Origin of the sequence: Pseudoalteromonas sp. DL2-H2.2 (assembly GCF_021532535.1) — a bacterium.
Classification (GTDB): domain Bacteria; phylum Pseudomonadota; class Gammaproteobacteria; order Enterobacterales; family Alteromonadaceae; genus Pseudoalteromonas; species Pseudoalteromonas rubra_A.
On the sequence record NZ_JAKGBD010000005.1, the window covers coordinates 1 to 10,976 of the forward strand.

10 protein-coding genes are annotated in these 10,976 nt (G+C 50.7%); 8 read left to right on the top strand and 2 right to left on the bottom strand.

The window, feature by feature from the left end; all coding sequences use genetic code 11:
* Nucleotides 1-1,195: 1,195 nt before the first annotated feature.
* From leuA to L1285_RS09995, 5 genes are all read left to right on the top strand, one after another.
* Nucleotides 1,196-2,743 (top strand): 2-isopropylmalate synthase, encoded by a 1,548-nt coding sequence (gene leuA, locus L1285_RS09975; RefSeq protein ID WP_046007088.1) that lies wholly within the window; start codon nt 1,196-1,198, stop codon nt 2,741-2,743.
* The gene (leuB, locus tag L1285_RS09980; protein WP_046007089.1) at nt 2,740-3,816 is read left to right on the top strand and encodes a 3-isopropylmalate dehydrogenase; all 1,077 of its coding nucleotides are present in this window, start codon (nt 2,740-2,742) and stop codon (nt 3,814-3,816) included. The genes leuA and leuB overlap by 4 nt, the downstream gene beginning before the upstream one ends.
* A 32-nt stretch (nt 3,817-3,848) precedes the next feature.
* On the top strand, nt 3,849-5,252 hold the full coding sequence (gene leuC, locus L1285_RS09985) for a 3-isopropylmalate dehydratase large subunit (protein WP_235412214.1): 1,404 nt from the start codon (nt 3,849-3,851) through the stop codon (nt 5,250-5,252).
* A complete protein-coding gene (gene leuD, locus L1285_RS09990) occupies nt 5,249-5,848 on the top strand; it encodes a 3-isopropylmalate dehydratase small subunit (RefSeq protein ID WP_235412215.1) in 600 nt (199 codons plus the stop codon). Before leuC ends, leuD begins: the two co-directional genes overlap by 4 nt.
* Before the next feature lie 81 nt (nt 5,849-5,929).
* Nucleotides 5,930-6,517 carry a hypothetical protein gene (locus L1285_RS09995; RefSeq protein WP_235412216.1) on the top strand — a complete coding sequence of 196 codons (588 nt, stop codon included), beginning with the start codon at nt 5,930-5,932 and terminating at the stop codon, nt 6,515-6,517.
* Between the two features lie 43 nt (nt 6,518-6,560).
* Here L1285_RS09995 and L1285_RS10000 read toward each other — a convergent pair whose 3' ends face one another.
* Nucleotides 6,561-6,956, bottom strand: a complete 396-nt coding sequence (locus tag L1285_RS10000; protein ID WP_046007093.1) for a hypothetical protein — start codon at nt 6,954-6,956, stop codon at nt 6,561-6,563.
* Between the two features lie 53 nt (nt 6,957-7,009).
* Here L1285_RS10000 and L1285_RS10005 point away from each other — a divergent pair, with 53 nt between their 5' ends.
* Complete coding sequence (locus L1285_RS10005; RefSeq protein ID WP_442960488.1) at nt 7,010-7,474, top strand: TerB family tellurite resistance protein; 465 nt, start codon at nt 7,010-7,012, stop codon at nt 7,472-7,474.
* Here the strand turns inward: L1285_RS10005 and L1285_RS10010 are convergent.
* Nucleotides 7,471-7,995 carry an RNA polymerase sigma factor gene (locus tag L1285_RS10010; protein WP_010383862.1) on the bottom strand — a complete coding sequence of 175 codons (525 nt, stop codon included), beginning with the start codon at nt 7,993-7,995 and terminating at the stop codon, nt 7,471-7,473. The genes L1285_RS10005 and L1285_RS10010 overlap by 4 nt on opposite strands.
* 303 nt (nt 7,996-8,298) lie before the next feature.
* Between L1285_RS10010 and L1285_RS10015 the strand changes: the two genes are divergently transcribed.
* Together L1285_RS10015 and L1285_RS10020 are read left to right on the top strand one after the other, a co-directional pair.
* Nucleotides 8,299-10,695 (top strand): penicillin acylase family protein, encoded by a 2,397-nt coding sequence (locus L1285_RS10015; protein ID WP_235412218.1) that lies wholly within the window; start codon nt 8,299-8,301, stop codon nt 10,693-10,695.
* Between the two features lie 55 nt (nt 10,696-10,750).
* Nucleotides 10,751-10,954 (top strand): MbtH family protein, encoded by a 204-nt coding sequence (locus tag L1285_RS10020; RefSeq protein WP_046007095.1) that lies wholly within the window; start codon nt 10,751-10,753, stop codon nt 10,952-10,954.
* Nucleotides 10,955-10,976: the final 22 nt, after the last annotated feature.

Here is a 10,976-nt window from a genome sequence, read left to right on the forward strand (position 1 = left end):
AATGGCTTATTTCACCTTGCGCAAAGTAAATGTACTCGCGTTGCTCGCTGTCATTGTACTTTGCACTTAATCCATCCATGAATATCATCGACATTCGTACCTCCTTGTACATCAAAGCCCGATTCGAGAGAGTCGGGCTTTTTTGCGTTCAGACTCTTTATAGGCCGAGTGTTTTTAAAGAAGTCACTTATATTTATACCAATTTGCTTAATTAAGTGTTCTATTTTGAGGCGAGAAAATATCGTCGATAACCAGGCAAAAATTCCGCTATTTAGTTGTTCTAAATGAGAAATTTTTAACACCGTTAGCGGCATATTTGCTCCTTCAAATTGAACAGGTATTAAGTGAAATTGGTATTAGACTCTTACAGCCCACACTACCGTCATCCCGCACCTGATGCGGGATCTACTCACAAGCCACACCGCTGGTATGACAACGCTATTATTGGTAAATGTCGCAGAGCAGGGTGGACTTGGAGCCTCTGTTGGAAAACCACACTGTACGTGTAACAAATACGACTGATCAAACATACTCCTGTCCTCATGCTGTATAGAGCGACTTCTGACGCAGTGTTATGTATTTCTCCATTCATACAAGCCCATACCACGGCCATCCCGCACGTGATGCGGGAGGCCACACTAAATGCATGACATTGGTTTCTGATCAAGCATACTCAATACTAACGAGCCGGGCCCGGATCAACCTCAGAATAATGACAAAGCACTGTAAAGACGTAGAGTGGAGTCGGATATAGCGTGAGTTGCTTTTTGAGCATGTCGCAGACACCGCAAGCAAAGTTTTCTCATGAAGTTTTATCAAAATAATTGCCCCTATTTTCAATAAATTTAAATCACCCTGGATTTAAGCTCTCATGCGTTTAACTTCCAGTGACCTCACACTTTTGGTATGAAAAGACCTGTACTGTTTTTGCATTTGAATTAAAATTCCTTTTTAGACTGCTTTAAATCGGCTTTTGCGAAATAAATATGCTTGATTTGATGTTTTAGGCCATGTTAAAACATAGTCAATTCATCAACAGGACCAGTGCCCACATGCAAATTATTACGTTGTCACTATTGCTTAACCTCTTACTGCTTAGCTGTAAGAGCGGGGCGTAGTTGCGCGTAAGGGCAGCAACACGATAAACCCCGCACATTGTGCGGGGTTTTTTTATGCTTAAACGAGGACATCAGGTATGCAAGACAAGGTTTGGATATTCGACACGACATTAAGAGATGGAGAGCAGGCGCTTAAAGCCAGTCTGACGGAAGAAGATAAAATTCTGCTCGCGCATACCATTAGTCGTTTAAATGTAGATGTGATGGAGGTTGGTTTCCCGGTCTCAAGTCCGGCGGACTTTCGTGCAGTACAGCGCATTGCCAGAGAAATCAGTGGACCAAGCATTTGCGGTTTGGCCCGTGCTGTCAGTAAAGACATTGAAGCCTGTGGTGAGGCGCTGAGACCGGCTGAGAAAAGCCGTATTCATACTTTTATCGCCACCAGTCCATTGCACCTGGAGCATAAGCTAAGAATGTCCCTGGATGATGCAACCGAGATGGCGGTTAAATCAATTAAGCTGGCGCGCAACTACACCGATGATGTTGAGTTCTCCTGTGAAGATGCCAGCCGCACGCCATTTGATGACTTGTGCCGTGTTGTTGAGCGAGCCATTGATGCTGGGGCCAGCACCATTAACCTGCCTGATACAGTGGGCTATGTGACACCCGATGAATATGCCGCGATGATCCGCCATATCCGTAATAATGTGCCAAATATAGATAAAGCGCGCCTGAGCGTGCATTGCCACAATGATTTAGGGTTGGCTGTTGCGAACTCCATCGCTGCAGTACAGGCCGGTGCAAGGCAAATCGAATGTACCATTAATGGTATTGGAGAGCGTGCCGGTAACTGCTCATTAGAAGAAGCCGCCATGATCCTGAAAATGCGTGAAGACCATTTACGAGTGGGTTGCGATATTCGCAGCGAAGAAATCTACCGGGCATCACGCCAGGTCGCCAAGATCTGTAATATGCCGGTCCAGCCTAACAAAGCCATCGTCGGCGAAAATGCCTTTGCTCATAGCTCTGGTATTCACCAGGATGGTGTATTGAAGGCGCAAAATACCTACGAAATCATGTCTCCGGAAACCGTGGGCGTGCCAAATAACCAGTTGAATATGACCTCACGCTCCGGTCGCCATGTCATTGAGCACCGTCTGAGCGAGCTGGGTTATCAAAAATCTGACTACGACATGGATTCACTCTACGAGAGCTTCCTGGCCCTGGCCGATCAGAAGGGCACAGTGTACGACTATGACCTGGAAGCGATGATCCACTTTAATCAAATCACCGACAAAGACGATTTTTACCAGCTGCAATTTGTCAACGCGTCGTCCAACTCCCAATCTATTGCCAGTGCAACCGTGGGGATTGCAATGGGCGAGCAACTAAAACAAGAAGCGGCTACCGGCAACGGTCCGGTGGAAGCGGCATTTCTGGCACTTGAGCGGATCACAGGCAAAGCCGTTGATATTGTTGAGTACAACCTGGATGCTACCGGTCAGGGCGCAAGTTCACTGGGGCAGGTCGATATGATTGCTAAATATGACGGTCGCCGCTACCACGGCACCGGGCTGGCTGCCGATGTTGTCGAAGCATCGGTGCACGCCATGGTTCACGTTTATAACTTAATTCACCGAGCCGCTAAGGTCTCGAGTCTGAAACAACAAAGGAAAGCAGGATGAGTCAATCAAATTATCAGATAGCCGTATTAGCCGGTGATGGCATTGGACCTGAGGTCATGGCGGCCGCTGAACTGGTGCTTGATAAAGTCAGCGAAGTATTTGGTATTACTCTGGAGCGCCAACATCATGCTATTGGCGGCGCCGCCATTGATGAGTATGGTGTTGCGTTGCCTCCTACAACACTGGCTGCGTGTGAAGCAGCAGATGCCATTTTGTTTGGCTCAGTAGGCGGACCTAAATGGGAGCATTTACCGCCTCAGGAGCAACCTGAACGTGCTTCTTTGCTACCGCTGAGAAAACATTTCGGGCTGTTCTGTAATCTGCGTCCGGCCCAGTTGCTACCGGCACTCAGTGCCGCTTCCCCATTACGGGCTGATATCAGTCAGCAAGGCTTTGATATTTTGTGTGTTCGCGAGCTAACCGGTGGCATCTATTTTGGTGAAAAGGGCCGCGAGGGGTCGGGACCTGAGGAAGCGGCGTTTGATACTCAACGGTACAGTCGCCATGAAATTGAACGCATTGCCCGTTTTGCGTTTGAAGCGGCAAGGTTGCGCAGTAATCGGGTTACCTCGGTTGATAAAGCCAATGTGCTGGCATCGAGCGTGCTCTGGCGCGAGGTGGTGTGTGAGGTAAGTAAAGATTACCCGGATGTGGAACTGGAGCACATCTATATTGATAACGCCGCAATGCAATTGGTTAAACAGCCGGGGCAGTTTGACGTGCTGCTGTGTGACAACTTATTTGGTGACATCCTGTCGGATGAGTGCGCCATGATCACGGGCTCAATGGGTTTGCTACCGTCAGCGAGCCTGAATCAATCGGGTTTTGGCCTTTATGAGCCGGCGGGCGGATCTGCCCCCGATATTGCAGGAAAAGGTATTGCCAATCCAATCGCACAGATCCTCAGTGCCGCGCTGATGTTGCGTTATTCATTGGCACAGGATGAGGCGGCAAGGCGCATAGAAAAGGCGGTAGCAGAAGCTGTGGCAGCCGGTGTGGGTACGCCGGATATTTACCCGGCAGCAGGCTACACCACCCTGGACGTCGCCCATGCAATTGTCGAGCGAATTTAACCTGATCTCAGATTAACAACAGGATGTAGCAAGTGGCACAAACATTATACGATAAAATCTGGCAGGCGCATGTGGTCGCCAGTATAAACGAGCAAACCGACTTACTGTATATCGACAGGCACCTGGTGCATGAAGTCACCTCGCCTCAGGCGTTTGCAGGCCTGCGTGAAAAGAACCGCACGGTGCGCTGCCCGCATAAGACCTTTGCGACCATGGATCACAATGTGTCGACCAAAAGCCGCTCCATTGATGCGGCGAGTGAAGTCAGCAAGAACCAGCTGCAGGCGTTAGCACAGAATTGTCAGGAGTTTGGCATTGAGCTCTATGATCTGAACTCAGTGAATCAGGGCATAGTGCATGTGATGGGGCCTGAGCAGGGGATCACTCTACCTGGCACGACCATCGTGTGTGGCGACAGCCACACCTCAACGCATGGTGCTTTTGGCGCATTGGCCCATGGCATCGGTACCTCTGAAGTGGAGCACGTGCTGGCCACTCAGACACTCCAGCAGAAGAAAGCCAGGTCACTGAAAATTGAGATCACCGGCACGTTGCGGCCCACCGTCACGGCGAAGGATCTGATCATGGCCGTGATCGGTAAACTGGGCACGGCCGGAGGCACCGGTTTTGTGGCGGAGTTTTGCGGCACGGCCATCGAGGCCTTATCGATGGAAGCGCGCATGACTCTGTGTAATATGAGCATTGAAATGGGTGCCAAGGCTGGGTTGATCGCCCCGGATCAGACCACTTACGATTATCTGAAAGGCCGTCCTTTCGCACCGCAGGGGAAAGATTTTGATCAGGCTGTGGCTTATTGGCAAACCCTGCACTCAGATCCGGATGCTGCTTTCGACAGCGAAGTGATCATCAGCGCCGACGAGATCCAGCCTCAGGTGACCTGGGGCACCAGCCCCGAGCAAGTGATCGGGATTGATGAGGCTATTCCGGATCCGGAAACTGAGCCGGATCTGATCAAGGCCGAGGCCATGCGCAGCGCACTGCGTTATATGGGCCTGCACGCAGGTCAGAAACTGACAGACGCTAAAGTAGATACTGTGTTTATTGGCTCCTGTACCAATAGCCGTATTGAAGACTTGCGCGCCGCAGCCCAGGTTGTTGCCGGTAAACAGGTTGCCAGCGGCGTTGAAGCCTTAATAGTGCCAGGCTCAGGTCTGGTAAAACAGCAGGCTGAACAAGAAGGTCTGGCGGAGATCTTTATGGCGGCAGGCTTTGAGTGGCGTGAACCCGGTTGCTCTATGTGTCTGGCAATGAACGACGACCGTCTGGGGATGGGTAAACGCTGTGCGTCAACTTCCAATCGTAACTTTGAAGGGCGTCAGGGGCGCGGTGGCAGAACCCACTTAGTGAGCCCTGCGATGGCCGCGGCCGCAGCAATTGCGGGTCACTTTACCGATATTCAAGGAGAGCAGGCATGAGTGTTTTTCATTGCGGATTGTTAGCACCGCTGGATAAAAATAATGTCGATACTGATCAGATCATTCCTAAGCAATTCTTAACGTCTACCAGCCGGGACGGTTTTGACAAGGCGCTTTTTTATGACTGGCGCTACACAGAACAAGGCGAGCCGGATCCGGACTTCATTCTCAATGCGCCGCAATATCAGGGTGCCAGCGTGTTGCTGACTCGGGATAATTTTGGCTGTGGTTCATCGCGGGAGCATGCGCCCTGGGCGCTCAAACAATACGGCTTTACCGTGATCCTGGCACAGAGTTTTGCCGATATCTTTTTTAATAACTGTGGCAATAATCAGATGCTGTGCATTAGCCTACCAGCGAGTACCCTGGATAGTCTGTTTGGCTTGTGTGAGCGCCAGGCCGATATTCAGATTGAAGTCGACCTGGCAGCTCAGCAACTGCGTAGCGAGCATTTTGCGCCGATCGCGTTTGATGTCCGCCCAGACATTAAAGCCCGGCTGCTGAGTGGCTTAGACTTTATCGGTGAAACCGAGCAGCTCAATGCCCAAATAGATAAGTTTGAACACCAGCTTCAGGTGGCACGCCCCTGGCAGTAACTGTGTGATCACCGCATTTAATTGGCAAAGGCCGCTAAGTGGATTACGCTGCGGCCTTTATTATTTTTTAGGAACAATGATATGAAACTTGTTTATGCAGCCGCTTTGCTGGTCACTGGTACGGTCATGGCGCGCCCGGCGCCACTAGTGTCTATCCCCACGCATGATGCGTTCTTCGACCAAATCAAACAACATTGTGGTAAAGCGTATGAGGGCAAAGTGACGGTCGACAATCAAGGGCCGAGTGCATTTAGCGAAGCGCGTTTGGTCATGCACGTGCGTCGTTGTAACGAGCAGGAGCTGCAAATTCCGTTTCATGTTGGCCAAAATGCCTCGCGCACCTGGATCATTACCAAGACAGGTAGCGGCCTGAGCCTCAAGCATGACCACCGTCATAAGGATGGCAGTGATGATGAATCGACTATGTATGGTGGTCATACAGTCGATGCGGGGTATAACAATGTGCAGTCTTTCCCGGCGGATCAGTACTCCAAAGAGTTATTTGCGAGGCGCGGTATTCCACAATCTATAGGTAACACGTGGCAGATGTACATTTACGATGAGCGTTTTACCTATCGCCTGGTCAGAGAAGGGCGTGAGTTCAGAGTTGACTTTGACCTGACTAAGCCGGTTCAGGCACCCAAAGCCCCTTGGGGTTATCAGGATTAATGGGGTTGCACAGCTCAGTAACTCATACTGAGCTGTGCGAGTATTACGGCTTTTTCACACAGCGCACTTCAACTTGCAAGTCAGGCTCATACGGTCTGGGGTAAGTGGGCAGGCGGTCAAAGCCTTGTATTCCCGCGATCACTACCAATTGCGGCAAGCTGCCCTGACAAAGCCGCTGGCTGTGTCTGAGTAAAAACACACTTTGTTGCAAAAAGTGCTGATAACTATCCGATTTTATCTGTAAATAGTAGTGGTCGTCATTATACTTAATTTGTTCATAGTGCACCTTATGATCGAAATCGTACAGCTTTTCGACGACGCCATTGGGCGGAGGTGTGTAGCTACTACAGGCACTTACAAGTAAAGAGAGTACGGCCAGAAGAGCTAAACGCCGTGGTTGTTTGATTGCCCGAGTTATCTTAAAACACAAATGTGACATACAAAACCTGTTAATCCATTATCGTCCTGCTTGAAGTGTAACATATTTAGGAGGTGCACTTGTTTGCGCAACTGAGAAAGTTCATTAATACCCTGGCTGAGCAACCCGAGTCTGATCAGGCACCCGATTTTACCACCGCATTGGCCGCGTTGATGGTGGAAATTATGCGTGCAGACGGTGAAGTCCATGTCGACGAGTGCCATATGATAGCCCGGCTACTGACTCAGCACAGTGGGATTTCCACACAGGCCAGCGAGCTTATTCGTGACCAGGCTATTGAGATGGTAGATGAAGCGATTGATTTGCATCGGTTTGTACGTGTCGTCAACGCGCACACCGGCGAGCTGGAACGGATAGAAGTAATAGAGCTGCTGTGGCTGGTTGCTTTTGCCGATGGCCGCTTAGACCCTCACGAAGAACATATGGTCAGAAAAATCGCCGGTCTGCTCTATGTGGCGCACGCTGACTTTATTTCAGCAAAACTCACTGCCCGCCAGCAGCTAAAGCTCACCGACTAGTGAGTGAGCTGAGCGGTCCCCAGTTCTGTTTTGCACGACTGGATAGCCTCTTTGATCAGGAAATTGACCAGGGTAGGAGAAATACTGTACATCTGAGCAATTTCTTTTTGCTTTAACCGCCCGTCACGATAAAAACTCACCACGTTTTGATGGCGTTTAGACAGCTTGGCAATGGTGTGATTCACCTTCTCCGACAGCTGTGCGTCAATAAAACGGGTCTCAATGTTAGATTCTTCATCATCAAAGTGCTCGCCGTGCACAGACTCCATATCCACCAGGCTTTCCCGGCTTTGCTTGCGTAACATGTCGATGGCGATATTGCGGGCCACCTGATAGCAAAAGCTCTTCGAGTTTTTAACCTGACAATTCTGACAGGCAGACATGCCAGACAGGCGAATAAAGGTATCTTGTAACGCATCCTCAGCGAGATAGGGGCAGCGCAGAATATTATTCAAATAAGCAAGTAGCTTGGCTTCGTTTTCTGCAATGACATTTGACCACTTTTCACACGACTGCGGCACGGTAAGTTCTCCTGGTGTATTTGTATTAGATCCGTTATGGCGAATGATAATAGTTATCACTATTATGTTATTTCCTTTTGTATTTTGCCGTCAAGTAATTTTCTACCCTGAATTGGACCTTTATGAGGTTCAAAGTGCAGTGACTCAGGATTCTGGCACCCAGAGGTGCAACCGGTATGCGCGCCGGGCACTGTGGATTGAACGCATTGGGGTGATTTTTTGTTTTGATCTCGCGTCTACAAGTGAAGCTCCTACTTCTATTTTCTCAGGGGCTTTTTTGTATTTTTAAACAAAAGGATGAATATGAAATTATTTACACTGAGCATTGCAGGGCTCGCCATTTTTATGGGCAGCACACAGGCCGCCCCACTTTTTCCCCCAGCCCTGACACATCCTCACAACAACGAAGCCGTTAGTCTCACCCGCACCCAGTTTGGTATTGCGCATGTCAAAGCGCAGAGCCTGTACGGACTGGGCTATGGTAATGCCTATGCTCAGGCACAAGATCACAGTTGCCTGCTGGCAGACGGCTACCTGCGGCTGCGTGGCGAGCGTGCTCAATACCTTGGCGCACATCGTTATGAAGGAGATAACCACTACCTGATGTCGGATATCGGTTATCGCATTTTGGACTTGCCAGGTCGTGCTGCGCAGCAATATTCGAGCTTATCGGCGAGCACGCGCGCGCTGGCAGAGGGCTTTGCAGCCGGATACAACCAGTATCTTGAGGAGGTTGCTGCGGGCAATGAACAGCTGGATGAGATCTGTCGCGATGCTCCCTGGGTTAAACCCATCACCGCACAGGACGTGATTGCCAATGTATTGCTCATGGGCGTGCAGGGCAGTGTGGGTCGGCTACTGCCACAGTTAGTACAGGCCGGGCCGGACAACACGGCCACGCCAGCACAACAGGGTCGCGCTATGGCACTGACACCTGCTGAGCAACTTACACAGGGGTCAAATGGCTGGGCGATTGGTAAAACCCTGAGCCACAATGGCCGGGGTATGGTACTGGCCAACCCACATTTTCCGTTCAATGGCAATTTCCGTTTCTGGACCCATCATGCCACGGTACCGGGTGAACTGGATGTGATGGGCGCTTCCGTTCTGGGTATGCCCGGCGTGGTCAATATCGGGTTTAACCGCAACCTGGCCTGGACCCACACCTACTCAACGGCACTGCATCATGTATTTTATGAATTGACGCTGGACCCGGACAATCCACGTCGATATCGTTATGAAGGACAGTGGCACACCATACGTGAGCGTGAGATCCAGGTGGCAGTGAAAACGGCTGCGGGGATGCAAACGCACACCCACACGGCGTATGCCACACACTTTGGCTTAATGCTCGAAGACGCAGAGCGCTTTCCCTGGCAGGGTGGGGTGGCCTATGCGGTCAGTGATGTCAATCTGGATAACTTCTCTGCCATAGATCATTGGCTGTCTTATAACCGGGCCGAGTCAGTCGCGCGATTGCGCGCAGCATCCAGACGTTTTAACGGCCTGTCTTTCAATAACACGTTGGCAGCAGATAAATATGGCAACGCCTTCTATACCGATGATTCCAATGTCCCTAACCTTTCAGCGGCTGCGTTGAGCTGGTTACAGACGAACCCCAAATCTGCAGCCATTTTTGCCGCCACAGGCCAGGTGGTGTTGCCAGGTGACCGCGAAGAGATGATCTTTGATGGGGCCGTTGAGCTGGCCGAAGCACCGTCACTCAGTCGTCGTGATTATGTGCAAAATTCCAATGATTCATTCTGGCTGAGTAATGCCTCACAGCCACTGCGCGACGTCTCTCCTTTGTATGGTCAGGTGGATGTACAGCAGTCTGAGCGCAGCCGTTATGCCTATGCGTTGTTGCGTTCAGGATCGGGGCGAGATGGTCGTTTCAGTCTCGACGAACTGGAGCATATCCTACTGGGCAACGGCAGTTATTTTGCCAGTGAGCGAGAGGTTATCGCCAACTTATGTCAGCAGTATGCGGGTCAGCGCTGGGCGCTGAACGACCAGCTTGAGGTCGATGTTGATCCCGTTTGCGGCGCATTTGCACAATGGGATGGACGCTTTGATTTGACATCAAAAGCGGCCCATCTGGCGCGGGAGTTTTTCCGTGTGCTCGACAAGCGCGAAGACTTTGCGGTGCCGTTTAATCCCAGATTGCCAACTACGACGCCACACACACTGAAATCTAGCCCCGATATTCTGCGAAAACTGCTCCGTGCTGCGGCCGATTTAGCGCACTATGGTTTTGCGCTGGATGCACCACTTGCTGAGATCCAGTATTTGCAAAAAGGCACGGAGCGCTTGCCCTGGGCCGGACCTGAACATCAAAGTGGCGGGTTTAACGTGTTTGCCACCCACAATACCATGGACCTGAGTAGCTTTGCCGCTGAGGCATCACCGCCACTGACCAGTGTAGTTGATGGACGGCCGCTGTGGTCCGGGCTGCGAGAGGAAGGCTATGGCATTAACTTTGGCTCCAGCTGGATGATGGTGGTGGGTTTTGATGATAACGGGCCGGTTGCCCGCGGCCTGCTGAGTTATTCGCAAAGTGCCAATCGCGACTCAGAGCACTTCAGCGACAGCAGTCGCCATTACAGTGCACAGCAAGGGCTGGTTGAATTGCCATTCTATCCCTGGCAGGTGTCCATCAATAAGCTAAGTAGCACCAAACTGATCGTGAAAAAAGACTAAAAAACCCGGACTGTCGCGCGTCACTATGCCGACAGTCTGATTTTTGGAGAAAACGATGAGCTTTGATAACGACAATGGCACCTTCAAGGTCCTGGTTAACCATGAAGAACAATACTCACTCTGGCCCAGTTACAAAAGCGTGCCCGGTGGTTGGCAGGATGTGGGTGTCGAAGGTGATAAAGAGACCTGTCTGGCCTACATCAATACGCACTGGACTGATATGCGTCCGTTGAGCCTTCGCCAGGCGATGGATCAGTAAGTTTTCCGGCGTCGACTGATAA

Coding starts and splice junctions, on each gene's coding strand:
- leuA (WP_046007088.1), top strand. CDS start 1,196: ATGCAAGACAAGGTTTGGATATTCGACACGACATTAAGAGATGGAGAG.
- leuB (WP_046007089.1), top strand. CDS start 2,740: ATGAGTCAATCAAATTATCAGATAGCCGTATTAGCCGGTGATGGCATT.
- leuD (WP_235412215.1), top strand. CDS start 5,249: ATGAGTGTTTTTCATTGCGGATTGTTAGCACCGCTGGATAAAAATAAT.
- L1285_RS09995 (WP_235412216.1), top strand. CDS start 5,930: ATGAAACTTGTTTATGCAGCCGCTTTGCTGGTCACTGGTACGGTCATG.
- L1285_RS10000 (WP_046007093.1), bottom strand. CDS start 6,956: ATGTCACATTTGTGTTTTAAGATAACTCGGGCAATCAAACAACCACGG.
- L1285_RS10015 (WP_235412218.1), top strand. CDS start 8,299: ATGAAATTATTTACACTGAGCATTGCAGGGCTCGCCATTTTTATGGGC.
- L1285_RS10020 (WP_046007095.1), top strand. CDS start 10,751: ATGAGCTTTGATAACGACAATGGCACCTTCAAGGTCCTGGTTAACCAT.